Raw genomic sequence first — 15776 nt, forward strand, 5'->3', positions numbered from 1 at the left:
TCTTATGCGGCCCTTTTTTCATGTGCAGCGTTTGGGTAAGGACGGGGCGTCAGCCGCGGTCCAGGCCCACTTCCTGCAATACCGTCGTCGCGATTTCTTCGATCGACTTGGTGGTGCTGGACAGCCAGGAAATCCCTTCGCGGCGCATCATGCGCTCGGCTTCCGCGACCTCGTAACGGCATTGCTCCAGCTGCGCGTAGCGGCTGTTGGGGCGGCGTTCGTTGCGGACTTCGGCCAGGCGCTCGGGTTGGATCGACAGGCCAAACAGCTTGGCGCGGTGTGGCGCGATGGTCGAGGGCAGGGTGCCGCGCTCGAAATCGTCGGGGGTCAGCGGGAAGTTGGCCGCCTTGATCGCGTATTGCATGGCCAGGTACAGGCTCGTCGGCGTCTTGCCGCAGCGGGATACGCCGACCAGGATCACGTCGGCCTGATCCAGCTGGTTCACGAACTGTCCGTCGTCGTGCGCCAGGCTGAAGTTGATGGCGTCGATCCGGTTGCGGTATTTTTCCGAATTGGCCTGCATGTGCGAACGGCCGATGGAATGGCTGGACTTCAGGCCCAGTGCCTGCTCGATATGGCTGACGAAGGTGCCAAACAGATCCATGAAAATCCCGTTCGCCTGGCGAACACGGGCCAGGATCTCGGGGTTGACCAGGGTGCTGAACACAATGGGGGGAACACCGGCTTCCAGGGCGCTGCGGTCGATGCGCATGGCGACCTCGGCGGCTTTCTCCAGGGTGTCGACGAAAGGCAGGCGGATCGGCTTGAAATCGACCTCTTCGAACTGGGAAAGCACCGACTGGCTGAAGGTCTCAGCGGTGATGCCGGTACTGTCGGAAACGATGTATACCGTGCGTACGATCGGGGGAGATGTCATGTGTAAAAAATTCCAACCAGTCAGATAGCCGAGGGTACTCCACCGAGTACAATCAGGCCCCTATAAGTCACCCCAAGGGCGGTCCAAGGCCAGTTTGGTCAGCGTTTGGAAAGGCGGTTTTCTACGCCTCTTCATGCATTGACCAAACTCGCTTTCATTCCATTGTAAAAGGTGACTTCAATGTCGTACGTTGTTTTGTTCGAGCAGCTCCGCATGACGGACGTGGACTCGGTAGGAGGCAAGAACGCATCACTAGGCGAAATGATCAGCCAGCTGTCTGGCGCGGGTGTCCGCGTACCGGGCGGCTTTGCCACGACCGCTGACGCCTTCCGCGACTTCCTGAAGGCCTCGGGCCTGGACAAGCGCATCGCTGAACGCCTGACCACGCTGAACCCGGAAGACGTCCGCGAGCTGGCCAACGCCGGTGCGGAAATCCGCCAATGGCTGGTCGAGGCCCCGTTCTCGGCCGAATTCGAAGCCCAGATCCGTGAAGCCTTCGCCAAGCTCGACGCTGACGGCAAGGGCTCGTTCGCCGTGCGCTCGTCCGCCACGGCTGAAGACCTGCCCGACGCTTCGTTCGCCGGCCAGCAGGAAACCTACCTGAACGTCGTCGGCATCGATGACGTGCTGGACAAGATCCGCCACGTGTTCGCGTCGCTGTACAACGACCGCGCCATCTCCTATCGCGTGCACAAGGGCTATGCCCACGCCGACGTCGCCTTGTCGGCCGGCATCCAGCGCATGGTGCGTTCCGACAAGGGTAGCGCCGGCGTCATGTTCACCATCGACACCGAATCGGGCTTTGAAGACGTCGTGTTCATCACGTCGTCTTACGGCCTGGGCGAAACCGTTGTGCAAGGCGCGGTCAACCCCGACGAGTTCTACGTCTTCAAGCCGACGCTGGCCCAGGGCCACTACCCGATCGTCGGCCGCCGCATCGGCTCCAAGCTGATCAAGATGGAATTCGATCCCGAGCGCCCCGAAGGCCGTGCCGTGCGCACCGTCGACGTGCCGGTGTCCGAGCGCAACCGCTACTCGCTGACCGACGACGAGGTCAATGAACTGGCCCGCTACGCCGTCATCATCGAAAAGCACTACAAGCGCCCGATGGACATCGAGTGGGGCCGCGACGGCGTCGACGGCAAGATCTACATCCTGCAAGCGCGTCCGGAAACGGTGAAGTCGCAGCAGGGCGCCAACGACGTGCAGCAGCGCTACCGCCTGAAGGCCACCGGTCAAGTCCTGATCACCGGCCGCGCAATCGGCCAGAAGATCGGCGCCGGCCCGGTCCGCGTCGTGGGCGACATCTCCGACATGGACAAGGTCCAGCCGGGCGACGTGCTGGTCACCGACATGACGGATCCCAACTGGGAACCCGTGATGAAGCGCGCCTCGGCCATCGTCACGAACCGCGGCGGCCGCACCTGCCACGCGGCGATCATCGCGCGCGAACTGGGTATTCCGGCGGTTGTCGGCTGCGGCAACGCCACCGACCTGCTGAAGGAAGGCCAGGCCGTCACCGTGTCTTGCGCGGAAGGCGACGAAGGCCGCATCTATGACGGCCTGATCGAAACCGAAGTGGAAGAAGTCCGCCGCGGCGACATGCCCGCCATCGATCTGAAGATCATGATGAACGTGGGCAACCCGCAGCTGGCGTTCGACTTCGCGCAGATCCCGAACAGCGGCGTGGGCCTGGCTCGCCTGGAATTCATCATCAACAACAACATCGGCATTCACCCGAAGGCGGTCCTGGACTACCCGAACGTGGACGGCGAACTGAAGAAGGCCGTGGAATCGGCGGCCCGCGGCCATGCGAGCCCGCGCGCCTTCTTCGTCGAGAAGATGGCCGAAGGCGTGGCGACGATTGCCGCCGCTTTCTACCCGAAGCCGGTGATCGTGCGCATGTCGGACTTCAAGTCCAACGAGTACCGCAAGCTGGTCGGCGGTTCGCGCTACGAGCCCGAGGAAGAGAACCCCATGCTGGGCTTCCGCGGCGCGTCGCGCTACATCGCCGAAGACTTCGCCGAGTGCTTCCGCATGGAATGCGAAGCGCTGAAGAAAGTGCGCGACGACATGGGCCTGACCAACGTCGAGATCATGGTGCCGTTCGTGCGTACCGTGGGCCAGGCGGAAAAGGTCGTCAACCTGCTGGCCAAGCACGGCTTGGCACGCGGCGAAAACGGCCTGAAGCTGATCATGATGTGCGAAGTGCCGTCCAACGCCATCCTGGCCGATGAATTCCTGCAATTCTTCGACGGCTTCTCGATCGGTTCCAACGACATGACGCAGCTGACGCTGGGTCTGGACCGCGACTCGGGCATGGAACTGCTGGCTGCCGACTTCGACGAACGCGACGAAGCCGTGAAGTTCATGCTGCGCCGCGCGATCAAGGCTTGCCTGGCCGCCAACAAGTACGTGGGTATCTGCGGCCAAGGCCCCAGCGACCACCCGGACTTCGCGCAATGGCTGAAGGACGAGGGCATCCTGTCGATGTCGCTCAACCCTGACACCGTTGTCGATACCTGGCAGCGTCTGGCCAAGTAACGATAGGCTGGATGATCGAAAAAGCCCCGCATCGGAAACGATGCGGGGCTTTTTTTGCGGTCAGGGCAGACGAGGTGGAGGCGAGGCGGCGGTGCCTTCACGCCAACCGATGCACTTCCATGTACTGGGTGGGCGTTTGCCCGAGGGTCCGGCGAAAGGCGGAGGCGAACGCGCTAGGGCTGGCATAGCCCAGGTCCAGCGCGACCCGGGTCACGGACTGGCCGCGGCTTAAGCGTTCGATGGCGGCGAGCAGGCAAACCTGCTGGCGCCATGCGGCGACGCTCACTCCGGTCTGCTCACGGAAAAGGCGGGTGAAGGTGCGCCGGCTCATGCCTGCCTGGTCAGCCAGGGTGTCCAGGCTTACCGCCACCGACGGCGCATCGAACAACTGCCGGCATGCTCGGGCCAGGCGAGGATCTTTCGGCAGCGGTGCATGCAGCGATAGGCGGGGCATGAACGCGATTTCCGCCACCAGCATCGCCATCAGCTTGCCGGCGCGTCCCTGGACGTCGTACATGGCCGGTAGATCAATGGCCTCTTCCAGCAAATGCCTGAGCAGCGGCGAAACGCCGTAGACGCAGCAATGCGCGGGCAGTTGCGCGGCGTCCGCGTCGCGTGGGGACACGAAGGCATTGAGCATCGTGACTTGGCCGGACATGGTCATTTCGTGCGCCATGCCAGCGGGCAGCCAGCACGCCCGCTGGGGCGGCACGAGCCATCGGCCTTCGGGCGTGGCAACGCTGATCGCGCCACGGGAAGCAAAAGCGAACTGGCCCCGCCGATGCGCGTGCAGCGGAAACGTCGAGCCGGCGGGATAGTCGTTCGCGGTTACCACCACGCCGCGCGGAATATCTTCGAAGGGATCAAGCAGCGTATTGCGCATGGCCCAAATTCTACAACTTATAGCCCGATAGCGAAGGCGGGCCACCTCCGCCGCACTTATGATCCCAGCCAGCTGTCGTCCCCTGCGGGGCGGCTTTTCATTTGCATCGGAGGCGTCATGCGCAAACCTTTTCATCGCGTGGGGACGGGTCCACATGCCGTTCTCGTCTTGCACGGCTGGTTCGGCGACGCGCACGCGTTCGAGCCGATCGAGCCCTGGCTGTCGGGAGATGCCTATCGCTACGTGTTCATGAATTACCGGGGCTATGGTGGCAGGCGCGACGTGCCCGGAGCCTACACGATCGATGAGATCGCCTTGGACGCGCTGGCGCTAGCCGACGAACTGGGATTGCGCACGTTCAGCCTGGTGGGCCATTCGATGGGTGGCATGGCGATCGAACGAATCGCCACGTTGGCGCCGGCCCGGGTGCGTGGTCTGGTCGCGATCGCGCCCGTTCCCTGTGGCGGCATACGGTACGAAGCGGCGACGCGGCAGTTGCTCGAGGGCGCCGCCGATCGCGCCGATCTGCGCCGGACCATCATCGACCGCAGCACCGGCGGCCGATTGCCGCCGGCCTGGGTCGAATGGAAGGCCGCGTATTCGGCAGCGTGTTCGTTGCCCGAAGCCTTTGGCGCGTATCTTCGCGCGTGGGCCGATACGGACTTCGGCAGCGAGATTGCGGGACAGCATCCCGTGAAGGTGCTGGTGGGCAAACACGACCCCACTTTCAATGCGGCGTTGATGGCCCGCACCTATCTGGGCCGCTACCCGCTGGCCAGTCTGCAGGTGCTGGAGAACGCCGGCCATTACCCCATGAACGAGACGCCGCTTGCCTTGGCCGCCGCCATCGAGACGTTTCTGGCCGCCCTGGCGGAACCCGCCGATGCACGTGCCGATAGCCCTTCATGATGACGCGTGACGGACGTTCGGCGACTCAGGCCGCTTGCGCTTCCCGGGCCAGCAGGGCGCGTTTGCGATCGATGCCCCAGCGGTAGCCGGCCAGCGAGCCGTCGGTGCGCACCACGCGATGGCAGGGGATGGCAAGCGCGATGTTGTTGGTGGCGCAGGCGCGGGCCACGGCGCGCACGGCGCGCGGCGAGCCGATGCGTTCGGCGATGTCGGTATAGGTGGCGGTCGTGCCGGCCGGAATGTCCCGCAGGGCCTCCCAGACGCGGCGCTGGAACGCGGTGCCGCGCACGTCCAGCGGCAGGTCCAGGCCGCGGGACGGGTCTTCCACAAAGCCCACCACGGCGGCCACCCACGCTTCGAACTCCGTATCCGCGCCGATCAGCCTGGCGGCCTTGAAGCGGTCTTGCAGGTTGTGGACCAGTTGCTCGGGGTCGGCGTCCAGGGCGATTTCGCAGATGCCGGTGCGGCTGGCCGCGACCAGCAGTGCGCCCAGCGAACATTGGGCCACGGCGAAGCGGATCTCCACGCCTTCGCCGTCCTTGCGGAAGGCCGTGGGCGTCATGCCCAGAATGGCCGGCGCGGCTTCGTAGAACCGGCCGCTGGAATTGAAGCCGGCGTCATACATGGCGTCGGTGACGCTGGCGCTTTGCTTGAGTTGCTGGCGTGCACGGCTGGCGCGCAGCGCATTGGCGTAAGCCTTGGGCGTGATGCCCGTGGCGGCCTTGAAGACGCGGTGGAAATGAAAGCGGCTCATGCCGGCCTGTTCGGCCAACGTGGACAGGTCGGGCGGCTGCTCGGCCTCCAGGGCGCGGCAGGCGCGCTCGACGGCGGCGGCGTGCTGTTTGCTCAAGGGGGCGGCGGTTGGGCTCATTCGGAACTCCTGTCGTGCGCACGATCAGATGCGCGATGACCCCATGGTCTCAAAGGCGCGCGGACGCCACACTCCGGATGTTGCGCGCGGGCAGGGGCTCAGGCAGGCGCGTACACATCCAGGAACCGGCGCAGCAATCCGCCCGCCACGGGCGTCGCGCGGACGTTGGCCGACAGGTCGGGAATGTCCAGGTTTTCGGCGGCGTAGCGGCGACCGTAGCGCTCCAGGTGGGCGCGCACGAAGTCCGGGCCGAATTCCGGGTGGAACTGGGTAGAAAACACGTTGCGGCCGATGCGGATCATCTGGTGCTCGTCCAGGTCGGAACGCGCCAGCACGGCCGAGCCGGGAGGCGGCTGCAAGACGGTCTGGGCGTGCAGCATCTGCGCGGGAAAGGTGGCCGGCAGGCCGGCCAGCAGCTTGTCGCCCGCTGCCGGGGGCAGCAGTTCGACCGTCTGCGTGCCTACTTCGCGCCCGGCGGGGTTGTAACCTACCTTGCCGCCCAGCGCGTGTGCCAGCAACTGGTGGCCGTAGCACACGCCGAACATGGGCAGGTCGGCGGCGGCTGCCTCGCGCAGCCAGGCAGCAGTTTCCTCGCTCCAGGGTTCCTTGTCGGTGACCATGGCGGGCGATCCGGTGATCAGCGCGGCACGGTAGCGGGCCGGGGCTTGCGGACGCTGGCCCTCATGCACGGCCACGACTTCGATGGCGTCGGTGGCCAGGCCAGCCGCTTTCGCCAATTGTTCGGCATAGCCGCCGAACTGGCTTTTAAGCGTGTCGTCCGGATCGCCGGTGTGCAGGATCAGGACGGGTAGGGCAGAAGATATTGCAGCGGTCATGGAAGCTTGTGCGTGGAATGGGCGGACGCCGGCGATCCGGATGGGATCAGGGCATCAATGCGCATCATAATCCAGTGCAAATATTCGTGAGCACGGCATCCGCCCCGCTGCGTCCCGGAAATACGTACAATCCGCTCACGACTCATCCTTTCAGGCGACCTTAAGACTATGTGGATCTGGCTGGGACTGGCCGCGCTGGCCCTTATCGGGGAACTGGCGACGGGGACCTTCTATTTGCTGCTGGTTGCCTTGGGATTGGCGGCCGGGGGCGTCGCCGCCTGGCTGGGCGCCGGTCTGGAGTGGCAACTGGTGGCTTGCGGCGTCGTGCTGCTGCTGGGCCTGTTGCTGCTGCGCAAGACGCGTGTCCTGAAAAAGCGCGAGGTCAATTCGGCCCGCAACGCCGACGTCAATCTGGACATCGGGCAGACGGTGTCCGTGGAAGCCTGGTCTGAACAAGGCACGGCGCGCGTCTGGTACCGCGGCGCCCACTGGCAGGCCGAGCTTGCCCGGGGCCAAGCCCCGCGCGCCGGCGAACACATCATTACCGAACTGCGTGGTTCGACTCTGGTGCTGACCCCGCGGGGCACGCCGGGTTCGGCACAGTAGAACCGGCTTGCGCCACGCGCAGCCCGCAGCAGGCGCCGTTGCCGGCAGGCAGGGGCGCCCTCGCACTTACTCCAGGAGAGGCTTTACATCATGATCGATACTTCCACTATCGTCCTGCTCGTCGTCGTCGCGCTGGCGATCCTGATCGTCATCAAGTCGATCGCCATCGTGCCCCAGCAGCACGCCTGGGTGGTCGAGCGCCTGGGCAAATTCGACCGCGTCCTGTCGCCCGGCGCGGGCTTCGTCATCCCGTTCATCGAACGCGTGTCGTACAAGCACTCGCTCAAGGAAATCCCGCTGGACGTGCCCAGCCAGGTCTGCATCACGCGCGACAACACGCAATTGCAGGTCGACGGCGTCCTGTATTTCCAGGTGACGGACCCGATGCGCGCATCCTATGGCTCGTCGAACTACATTTCGGCGATCACGCAGCTGGCGCAGACCACCTTGCGTTCGGTCATCGGCAAGATGGAACTGGACCGCACTTTCGAAGAGCGCGATTCCATCAACAGCAACATCGTGTCGTCTCTGGACGAGGCCGCGTTGAACTGGGGCGTGAAGGTGCTGCGCTACGAGATCAAGGATTTGACGCCGCCGAACGAGATTCTGCGTTCCATGCAAGCGCAGATCACCGCCGAACGTGAAAAGCGCGCGCTGATCGCGGCATCCGAAGGCCGCCGCCAGGAACAGATCAACATCGCCACCGGCGAGCGCGAAGCCGCCATCGCCCGTTCTGAAGGCGAAAAGCAGGCCCAGATCAACCAGGCGCAGGGTGAAGCCGCCGCGGTCCTGGCAATTGCGGAAGCCACCGCCAAGGCCATTACGCAGGTCGCCGATGCCGTGCGCCAGCCGGGCGGCATGGAAGCCGTCAACCTGAAGGTGGCCGAGCGCTACGTCGAGGCGTTCAGCAACGTGGCCAAGGAAGGCAACACGCTGATCCTGCCGGCCAACATGTCGGACGTGGGCGGCATGATCGCTTCCGCCATGACCATTGTGAAGTCCACGCGCAACACCTGATACTGCGCCCTGCGGCGCTCCAGCCATGATCGCTCCCGTTAATTTGCTTTTGATAGCAGGGCTGGCGGGAGTGCTTTCCTTGTGTGTGCTGGGGTCGCTGGCCCGCAGCGGCATGGCGGGGATCAACGAAGCCATACGCGCCAACTTGCTTACGCTGTTGGCGTTTTTTACATTCGGCCTGCAGAACACGTCGGCGCCGTGGTGGTTGTCGATCGTGGTGCCCAACTCGGCCATCGCGCTGGCGCTGTATTCCTATTATTCGGGCGTGCGTCGCTTGATGGGGTTGGGCGTGCCGCGGCATCTGATGACGCTTGGATGCCTTGCGACGCTGATGGTGCTGCTGATCTACACCTATGTGGATTGGCGGGTCGGGCCCCGCATCATCGCGATGTCGCTGCTGCAGATGGGATTCCTGCTGGCCGTGGCCGTCACCGTCCAGCGCAACATGCCGGCGCACCGCTCGCGCTACAGCTACCGCTTCGTGTGGGCGGTGGCGGTGGTGTCCGCCGCAGTCTGCGCCATTCGGGCAGGCGCCCACATTCTGGACCTGGTGCCCCCGCAAGCTTTGATGGAACCCAGTGTCTGGAACATCGCGTATCTGACGCTGGGCGTGCTGGTGATGCCTTGCTTGACGCTGGGCACCATCATGATCATCCACGACCGCATGCTGGCGGACCGCGAGCATGAAGCCAACACGGATTTCCTGACGGGGCTGATGTCGCGCAAGGCCTGGTGGATGCAGGCGGAGCGCTATTGCGCGCAGGCGTTGCGCACGCGCCGGCCGTTGACCCTGCTGCTGCTGGACATCGACCATTTCAAGGGGATCAACGACACGCACGGCCACGCGGCGGGCGACGCGGTCCTGCGGCATTTCGGCCTGCTGGCTACGGCCACGCTGCGCACGGGCGACCACGTCGGCCGCGTGGGCGGGGAAGAGTTCGGTGTGCTGTTTCCCGATATGCGCAGCGATGCGGTCATGGAAGTGGCGGCCCGGCTGCTGGATTCCGTGCGGCGCACGCCGTGCTCGCACGGGGGCAGCACCATTTCATACACGTTCAGCGCGGGTGTCGCCGAATGGATGCCCGGCGAGAACCTGCAGGTGTTCTTCGAAAGGGCGGACCGCAAGCTCTATGCGGCCAAGTCGAGCGGACGCAACCGCATCGTGGGGCCGGGCGGGCAGCCCGAGCATCCCGCCTTGCCGGCCGCCGCCTGAAGTCAGTCGTCCTTGTCTTTGCGCGGGGCGCGCGTGTCGTGCTTCATGATGCGTTCTTTCTCGCGCTGCCAGTCCTTTTCGCGCGCGGTGTCGCGCTTGTCGAACAGTTTCTTGCCGCGGCCCAGCGCGAAGTCCAGCTTGATGCGCCCGTTCTTGTAGTGCAGGTTCAGCGGCACCAGCGTATAGCCGCGCTGCTCGACCTTGCCGATGAGCTTGCTGATTTCCTCGGCCTTGAGCAGCAGCTTGCGCGTGCGCATGGCATCGGGGTGGATATGGGTGGACGCCGTGGGCAACGGGCTGACGTGCATGCCCAGCAGGTACAGCTCACCATCGCGTACGATGACGTAGCTTTCCTTGAGCTGCACGCGGCCATCGCGGATCGCCTTGACTTCCCAGCCTTGCAGGACAAGGCCGGCTTCGTAGCGGTCTTCGATGAAATAGTCGTGCGTGGCCTTGCGATTGTCGATAATGCTCATAACGCCTTTTTTGCCTGGGGGCTTTGTGGGTCTTTTCGGGGAGGCTGACGGGCGGGGCAGGGTGGACATGCCGTCCGGCGTGCCGCGCGCTTGCTTTTCCCGTTATTAGGCCCAGGTCATGCGGTGCCGGTAAAATCTTGCCATTTTAGCCATTTGCGATAGTCGATGCACAAAGTACAACGATCCGTCCTGGTGCCTTACAGCGCCGCCCAGATGTTCGATCTGGTCGCCGACGTGGAAAAGTACCCCGAGTTCATGCCGTGGTGTGGCGGCGCCGAGGTGCAGACCCGCGACGAACACGGCATGCAGGCCTCTATCCTGATCAGTTTCGCGGGGATGAAGCAGCGCTTCACCACGCGCAATACCCACGTCTATCCCGACCGGATCGATCTGGAACTGGTCGACGGCCCGTTCTCCAGCCTGGTCGGGCATTGGGAATTCCAGCCGCTGGCGGAAGATGCCTGCAAGGTGTTGTTCACCATGGAGTACGCGTTTTCCAACCGTGCGCTGGAAATGGTGGTGGGCCCCGTGTTCAACCGCATCGCCACCAGCTTCATTGATTCCTTCACCAAGCGGGCGCAGGCCAAGTATGGGGAATGAACCCTGTCGCGCGGCGCGGTTGAACATCAGCGTCTGCTATGCCTTGCCGGGCCATGTGTGGCTGCGCGAGGTCCAGTTGCCTGAGGGCGCGACGGTGGCCGATGCGTTGGCCGCCAGCGGATTTGCCGAGGCTTTCCCCGTGGTGCAGCCGTGGGCGCGCGGCGTGGGCATATTCGGTCGGGCCACCGAGCCGCAGGCGCGATTGGCCGACGGCGACCGCGTGGAGATCTACCGGGGGCTGAGCTTCGACCCCAAGGAATCGCGTCGCCGCCGCGCGGAACACCGCCGGTCCAAGACGGCCAGGAACGGCCGCGTGCGTCCGGCCGGGCTGCTGTAGGGCATCCGCAGCGACGCAGGCTCCCGGGGCCCTGCCGACATTGTCATTAATAGGACAAATCGCGCCGCGGCATCCGGCGTAACATAAAGACGGTTTCATACTTACGTTTACGTTAACGTCATGTCAAAATCGACACGCTGACGTTCACGAGACGGCAGCAACGCCAACAGACAATACCGATTACAACAGGAGACAGGCTGTGGACTTGGAACTGACCGACGAGCAGCGCGCGTTCGCGCAGGCCGCCCGCGACTACGCCGAGGGCGAATTGGCGCCCCACGCCGCGCGCTGGGACGCCGAAGGCATCTTCCCGCGCGAGGCCTTCGCCCGGGCGGGCGAGATGGGCTTCTGCGCCATCTATGCCAGTGAAGAGATCGGCGGCCTGGGCCTGCCGCGCCTGGACGCCACGCTGGTGTTCGAGGAAATGGCGGCGGTGGACCCCTCGACGACCGCTTTTCTGACGATCCATAACATGGCCACCTGGATGGTCGGCAAATGGGGACAGCCCGCGCTGCGCGAGGCCTGGGGCCCGTTGCTGGCCAGCGGCCAGAAGCTGGCGTCGTACTGCCTGACCGAGCCGGGCGCCGGTTCGGACGCGGCTTCCCTGTCCACCCGTGCCCAGCGCGACGGCGACCACTATGTGTTGAACGGCGCCAAGGCCTTCATCTCGGGCGGCGGCGATACCGACCTGTTGGTCGTGATGGCGCGCACCGGTGGCGAGGGGGCAGGCGGCATCAGCGCGTTCGCGGTGCCCGCCGATACGCCGGGCATCAGCTACGGCCGCAAGGAAGAGAAGATGGGCTGGAACAGCCAGTCCACGCGCCCCATCACGTTCGAAAACGTCCGCGTGCCGGCCGGCAATCTGCTGGGCCAGGAGGGCGAGGGCTTCAAGATCGCCATGAAGGGCCTGGATGGCGGCCGCATCAACATCGGCACGTGCTCGGTGGGCGCGGCGCAGGGCGCGCTGGACGCCGCCCGCCGCTATATGGACGAGCGCCGGCAGTTCAACCGCCGGCTGGCCGAGTTCCAGGCGCTGCAGTTCAAGCTGGCTGACATGGCCACGCACCTGGTCGCCGCGCGCCAGATGGTGCGCCTGGCCGCCTGCAAGCTGGATGCGGGCGCGCCGGACGCGGCGACCTACTGCGCTATGGCCAAGCGCTTCGCGACGGACATGGGCTTCCAGATTTGCCTGGACGCGCAACAGATTCATGGCGGCTACGGATACTTGCGGGACTATCCCTTGGAGCGTCTGGTGCGCGATACTCGCGTTCATCAGATTCTGGAGGGCACCAACGAGATCATGCGCGTGATCATTGCCCGCCAATTGTTGGAAAAAGGAGCCGACATAAGATGAATGCACCGGTGTTGTTCGAAGAAAGAAGTGCTGCGAACGGCATGCGGTTCGGGATTGCGACGCTGAATGCGCCGCAGACCCTGAACGGCCTGTCGCTGGAAATGGTGGACTTGCTGGCGGCGCGCCTGGACGAATGGGCCCGCGATCCGGGCGTGGCCCTGGTGGTTCTGCAAGGCGCGGGCGAGAAAGCGTTCTGCGCCGGCGGCGACCTGCACGGCCTGTACCGCAGCATGGGCGAAAACAAGGGCAAGAGCGGTTGGAGCAACGCGTATGCGCGCCGCTTCTTCGAGCACGAATACCGGCTGGACTACCGCATCCACACGTATCCGAAGCCGGTGCTGTGCTGGGGGCATGGGATCGTCATGGGCGGCGGCATCGGCCTGATGATGGGCGCCAGCCACCGGGTGGTCAGCGAGACCTCGCGCCTGGCGATGCCGGAAGTGTCCATCGGCCTGTTCCCGGACGTGGGCGGCAGCTGGCTGCTGAACCGCATGCCGGGCCGCATCGGCTTGTTCCTCGCCCTGACGGGCGCGCATATGAATACCGCCGACGCCTTTTTCGCCGGTCTGGCGGATTTCCGCTTGAACCATGCGGATTGGCCGAAGCTGCTGGCGTCGCTGGAAGAGCAGCCCTGGGCCGGACAGGCCGCGGGGGCGTCGGAATCGTCGCTTGCGCCGCGGTCCATGAACGACGGCCTGCTGCGCCGCGCGCTGACCGCGCTGGAACCGCAGACCCCGCTGGACGCGGGCCATCTGCGCCAGCACTCGTTCCTGATCAACAACCTGTGCAACGGCAACCGGCTGGACGAGATCTATGAAGAGCTTGCCCTGTTGAAGGACCACGCGGATCCGTGGCTGGCGCGTGCGGCGACGACGATGCTGGCGGGCTCGCCGGGTTCGGTGCGCCTGGCTTTCGCATTGCAGCAACGCACGCGCCTGCGCTCGCTGGACGACGTCTTCCGCGCCGAGTACATCGCGGCGCTGGCCTGCACGGCGCACGGCGATTTCGCCGAAGGCATCCGCGCCTTGCTGGTCGACAAGGACAAGAAGCCGCACTGGAATCCCGCCGTCCTGGACGTGGCGACGGATGCCTGGGTGCAGAAGTTCTTCGAAGAACCGTGGCCCGCTGGCGAGCCGCATCCCTTGGCCGACCTGGGCCAGGAAGGGCGTTGACGCGCCGGCCGGTTCGCGTGGCGGACCGGCCACCCCAAGATTTCCGTCATGCAGGTCACGATGAATCCATACCTACAGCAATAGCAACAGGAGACAAGACATCATGAGCAGTATCGCGTTTATCGGTTTGGGCAACATGGGCGCGCCCATGGCATTGAATCTGGTCAAGGCCGGCCACAGCCTGACGGTGTTCGACCTGGTGCCGGCCGCCGTCAAGCTGCTGACCGACGCCGGCGCGCGCGCCGCCGCGTCCGCGTCCGAAGCCGTCAAGGGCGCCGAGGTGGTGATCTCGATGCTGCCGGCCAGCAAGCACGTCGAGGGCCTGTACCTGGGCGAAGACCTGCTGGGCAAGATTTCGTCCAGCGCGCTGGTCATCGAGTGCAGCACCATCGCGCCGGATTCGGCGCGCAAGGTGGCGCAGGCGGCCGAGGTGCGCGGCATCACCATGATCGACGCCCCGGTGTCGGGCGGCACGGGCGGCGCGGCCGCGGGCACGCTGACCTTCATCGTGGGGGGGCAGGACGCCGCCCTGGAGCGTGCGCGCCCCGTGCTGGAGAAAATGGGCAAGAACATCTTCCACGCGGGTCCGGCGGGCGCCGGCCAGGTGGCCAAGATCTGCAACAACATGCTGTTGGGCATCCTGATGGCGGGCACGTCCGAGGCGCTGGCGCTGGGCGTGGCCAACGGGCTGGACCCGAAAGTGCTCTCCGACATCATCGCCAAGAGTTCAGGCCGCAACTGGGCCACCGAGCTCTACAACCCGTGGCCGGGCGTCATGGACCATGCGCCGGCCTCCAAGGGCTATGCGGGCGGCTTTGGCGTGGATTTGATGCTGAAGGACCTGGGCCTGGCGGCCGAGGCGGCGCTGTCGGCGCGCGCCTCCATTCCGTTGGGTGAGCTGGCCCGCAACCTTTATTCGCTGCACAGTTCGGGCGGCTCGGGCAAGCTGGACTTCTCCAGCATCGTCAATCTGGTCAAGCGCGAGCAGGACTGACATGACGGGCCATCAGTCTCCGTCCGACCCGGCCGCACGGGTCAGGGCCAGCTTCGAGCAACAGAGCATCATGCGGCTGCTGGGCGCCGGGCTGGACGTGGTGGAGCCGGGCAGGGTGGACATCCTGCTGCCTTACCGCGCCGACCTGTGCCAGCAGAACGGCTTTCTGCATGCGGGGATCTCCACGACGATTGCGGACAGCGCGGGCGGCTACGCGGCCTTCACGCTGTTCGGGCCAGGCGAGGACGTCTTGACCTCGGAGTTCAAGATGAACTTCCTGGCGCCTGCCAAGGGCGACCGTTTTGTCGCCAGCGGGCGGGTGGTGAAGCCGGGCAAGCGTCTGTCGATCTGCCAGGTCGAAGTGCATGCGTACGACGGCGAGCAGGCCACGATGTGCGTGATAGGCTTGCTTACCGCGGTACGCGTGACGCCGCGGTGAATCCGGCGCGGCGCGCGTCCAGCCTTCCGGCCGGGCGTGCGCCGCGCTTGTCACGCACCGCATGGGTGCCGCGCAATGCCTTCAAAAGAACATCATCGGATCTTCCGCAGCAACTGGCTGCGCGCCGCCGTGCTGGGCGCCAACGACGGCATCGTCTCGACGGCCAGCCTGATCACCGGTGTGGCGGCGGCGCAAGCCACGCATGGCGCCATCCTGACCTCGGGCCTGGCGGGCCTGGTGGCGGGTGCCCTGTCGATGGCGGCGGGCGAATACGTCTCGGTGCGGTCCCAGGCCGACACCGAAGCCGCGGACCTGCGCCTGGAGCAGCGTTCGCTGAAAGGCAACTCGGAAGAAGAACTGGCCGAACTGGTCGACATCTATGTGGGGCGCGGCCTGACGCCGGACCTGGCGGCGCAGGTGGCGCGCCAGCTGACCCGCCATGACGCGCTGGACGCCCATGCCCGCGATGAACTCGGCATCTCGATCCACAACCGGGCACAGCCCGTGCAGGCAGCGGTAGCGTCTGCGGCATCGTTCGCCGGCGGCGCCGCATTGCCGCTGGCGGTGGCCGTGACGGCGCCGTTGCCGCAATTGATTGCCTGGGTGATCGGCGCGTCGGTGGTGTGCCTGGCGGCGCTTGGTGCCCTG

The 15776-nt window shown here is 65.3% G+C and carries 17 protein-coding genes; 12 read left to right on the forward strand and 5 right to left on the reverse strand.

Going from position 1 to position 15776, the window contains the following annotated elements:
- Positions 1–49 precede the first annotated feature (49 nt).
- Positions 50–877 (reverse strand): posphoenolpyruvate synthetase regulatory kinase/phosphorylase PpsR, encoded by an 828-nt coding sequence (gene ppsR / locus AC27VE_RS20860; RefSeq protein WP_427955577.1) that lies wholly within the window; start codon positions 875–877, stop codon positions 50–52.
- Between the two features lie 180 nt (positions 878–1057).
- On the opposite strand from ppsR, the gene ppsA reads away from it, so the two are divergent.
- The gene (gene ppsA / locus AC27VE_RS20865) at positions 1058–3421 is read left to right on the forward strand and encodes a phosphoenolpyruvate synthase (RefSeq protein ID WP_427955580.1); all 2364 of its coding nucleotides are present in this window, start codon (positions 1058–1060) and stop codon (positions 3419–3421) included.
- Between the two features lie 97 nt (positions 3422–3518).
- Here the strand turns inward: ppsA and AC27VE_RS20870 are convergent, their stop codons facing one another.
- Positions 3519–4304 (reverse strand): AraC family transcriptional regulator, encoded by a 786-nt coding sequence (locus AC27VE_RS20870; protein ID WP_488704871.1) that lies wholly within the window; start codon positions 4302–4304, stop codon positions 3519–3521.
- 117 nt (positions 4305–4421) lie between these two features.
- Between AC27VE_RS20870 and AC27VE_RS20875 the strand changes: the two genes are divergently transcribed.
- Entirely contained in the window at positions 4422–5213 is a 792-nt protein-coding gene (locus AC27VE_RS20875) for an alpha/beta fold hydrolase (protein ID WP_488704872.1), read from the forward strand.
- A 25-nt stretch (positions 5214–5238) separates the two neighbouring features.
- Here the strand turns inward: AC27VE_RS20875 and AC27VE_RS20880 are convergent, their stop codons facing one another.
- Together AC27VE_RS20880 and AC27VE_RS20885 are read right to left on the reverse strand one after the other, a co-directional pair.
- Positions 5239–6084, reverse strand: coding sequence for a bifunctional transcriptional activator/DNA repair enzyme AdaA (locus AC27VE_RS20880; RefSeq protein ID WP_488704873.1), 846 nt, complete (start codon positions 6082–6084; stop codon positions 5239–5241).
- A gap of 98 nt (positions 6085–6182) precedes the next feature.
- Positions 6183–6920, reverse strand: coding sequence for a glutamine amidotransferase (locus tag AC27VE_RS20885; RefSeq protein WP_488704874.1), 738 nt, complete (start codon positions 6918–6920; stop codon positions 6183–6185).
- A 168-nt stretch (positions 6921–7088) separates the two neighbouring features.
- Between AC27VE_RS20885 and AC27VE_RS20890 the strand changes: the two genes are divergently transcribed.
- From AC27VE_RS20890 to AC27VE_RS20900, 3 genes are all read left to right on the forward strand, one after another.
- Positions 7089–7526, forward strand: coding sequence for an NfeD family protein (locus AC27VE_RS20890; protein ID WP_088588316.1), 438 nt, complete (start codon positions 7089–7091; stop codon positions 7524–7526).
- A gap of 90 nt (positions 7527–7616) precedes the next feature.
- A complete protein-coding gene (locus tag AC27VE_RS20895) occupies positions 7617–8543 on the forward strand; it encodes an SPFH domain-containing protein (RefSeq protein ID WP_315131040.1) in 927 nt (308 codons plus the stop codon).
- Positions 8544–8568: 25 nt separating this feature from the next.
- The gene (locus AC27VE_RS20900; RefSeq protein ID WP_488704875.1) at positions 8569–9756 is read left to right on the forward strand and encodes a GGDEF domain-containing protein; all 1188 of its coding nucleotides are present in this window, start codon (positions 8569–8571) and stop codon (positions 9754–9756) included.
- Positions 9757–9758: 2 nt separating this feature from the next.
- Here AC27VE_RS20900 and smpB read toward each other — a convergent pair whose 3' ends face one another.
- Positions 9759–10232: an SsrA-binding protein SmpB gene (gene smpB, locus AC27VE_RS20905; RefSeq protein ID WP_006223414.1), complete on the reverse strand. Its 474-nt coding sequence runs from the start codon at positions 10230–10232 to the stop codon at positions 9759–9761.
- A gap of 165 nt (positions 10233–10397) precedes the next feature.
- Here smpB and AC27VE_RS20910 point away from each other — a divergent pair, with 165 nt between their 5' ends.
- The 7 genes from AC27VE_RS20910 to AC27VE_RS20940 all read left to right on the forward strand — a co-directional run.
- On the forward strand, positions 10398–10832 hold the full coding sequence (locus tag AC27VE_RS20910) for a type II toxin-antitoxin system RatA family toxin (protein ID WP_006223413.1): 435 nt from the start codon (positions 10398–10400) through the stop codon (positions 10830–10832).
- A complete protein-coding gene (locus AC27VE_RS20915; protein ID WP_488704876.1) occupies positions 10822–11169 on the forward strand; it encodes an RnfH family protein in 348 nt (115 codons plus the stop codon). Before AC27VE_RS20910 ends, AC27VE_RS20915 begins: the two co-directional genes overlap by 11 nt.
- Positions 11170–11368: 199 nt before the next feature.
- Complete coding sequence (locus AC27VE_RS20920) at positions 11369–12523, forward strand: acyl-CoA dehydrogenase family protein (protein WP_088588313.1); 1155 nt, start codon at positions 11369–11371, stop codon at positions 12521–12523.
- Positions 12520–13695 carry an enoyl-CoA hydratase/isomerase family protein gene (locus AC27VE_RS20925; protein WP_488704877.1) on the forward strand — a complete coding sequence of 392 codons (1176 nt, stop codon included), beginning with the start codon at positions 12520–12522 and terminating at the stop codon, positions 13693–13695. Before AC27VE_RS20920 ends, AC27VE_RS20925 begins: the two co-directional genes overlap by 4 nt.
- Positions 13696–13798: 103 nt before the next feature.
- Positions 13799–14689, forward strand: a complete 891-nt coding sequence (gene mmsB, locus AC27VE_RS20930) for a 3-hydroxyisobutyrate dehydrogenase (RefSeq protein WP_315131026.1) — start codon at positions 13799–13801, stop codon at positions 14687–14689.
- 1 nt (position 14690) lies between these two features.
- Positions 14691–15128, forward strand: a complete 438-nt coding sequence (locus AC27VE_RS20935) for a PaaI family thioesterase (protein WP_006223408.1) — start codon at positions 14691–14693, stop codon at positions 15126–15128.
- A 75-nt stretch (positions 15129–15203) separates the two neighbouring features.
- Positions 15204–15776 (forward strand): VIT1/CCC1 transporter family protein (locus AC27VE_RS20940; protein WP_488704878.1); only part of this gene is annotated, 573 nt, incomplete at its 3' end.

Source organism: Achromobacter sp. 18P8.1.1, assembly GCF_057799415.1.

Excerpts from the sequence above, each read along its gene's own strand:
- AC27VE_RS20890 (WP_088588316.1), top strand. The coding sequence starts at position 7,089 with ATGTGGATCTGGCTGGGACTGGCCGCGCTGGCCCTTATCGGGGAACTG.
- AC27VE_RS20935 (WP_006223408.1), top strand. The coding sequence starts at position 14,691 with ATGACGGGCCATCAGTCTCCGTCCGACCCGGCCGCACGGGTCAGGGCC.
- AC27VE_RS20900 (WP_488704875.1), top strand. The coding sequence starts at position 8,569 with ATGATCGCTCCCGTTAATTTGCTTTTGATAGCAGGGCTGGCGGGAGTG.
- mmsB (WP_315131026.1), top strand. The coding sequence starts at position 13,799 with ATGAGCAGTATCGCGTTTATCGGTTTGGGCAACATGGGCGCGCCCATG.
- AC27VE_RS20910 (WP_006223413.1), top strand. The coding sequence starts at position 10,398 with ATGCACAAAGTACAACGATCCGTCCTGGTGCCTTACAGCGCCGCCCAG.
- AC27VE_RS20895 (WP_315131040.1), top strand. The coding sequence starts at position 7,617 with ATGATCGATACTTCCACTATCGTCCTGCTCGTCGTCGTCGCGCTGGCG.
- AC27VE_RS20875 (WP_488704872.1), top strand. The coding sequence starts at position 4,422 with ATGCGCAAACCTTTTCATCGCGTGGGGACGGGTCCACATGCCGTTCTC.
- AC27VE_RS20885 (WP_488704874.1), bottom strand. The coding sequence starts at position 6,920 with ATGACCGCTGCAATATCTTCTGCCCTACCCGTCCTGATCCTGCACACC.
- AC27VE_RS20915 (WP_488704876.1), top strand. The coding sequence starts at position 10,822 with ATGGGGAATGAACCCTGTCGCGCGGCGCGGTTGAACATCAGCGTCTGC.
- ppsA (WP_427955580.1), top strand. The coding sequence starts at position 1,058 with ATGTCGTACGTTGTTTTGTTCGAGCAGCTCCGCATGACGGACGTGGAC.
- AC27VE_RS20880 (WP_488704873.1), bottom strand. The coding sequence starts at position 6,084 with ATGAGCCCAACCGCCGCCCCCTTGAGCAAACAGCACGCCGCCGCCGTC.
- smpB (WP_006223414.1), bottom strand. The coding sequence starts at position 10,232 with ATGAGCATTATCGACAATCGCAAGGCCACGCACGACTATTTCATCGAA.
- AC27VE_RS20870 (WP_488704871.1), bottom strand. The coding sequence starts at position 4,304 with ATGCGCAATACGCTGCTTGATCCCTTCGAAGATATTCCGCGCGGCGTG.
- AC27VE_RS20925 (WP_488704877.1), top strand. The coding sequence starts at position 12,520 with ATGAATGCACCGGTGTTGTTCGAAGAAAGAAGTGCTGCGAACGGCATG.
- ppsR (WP_427955577.1), bottom strand. The coding sequence starts at position 877 with ATGACATCTCCCCCGATCGTACGCACGGTATACATCGTTTCCGACAGT.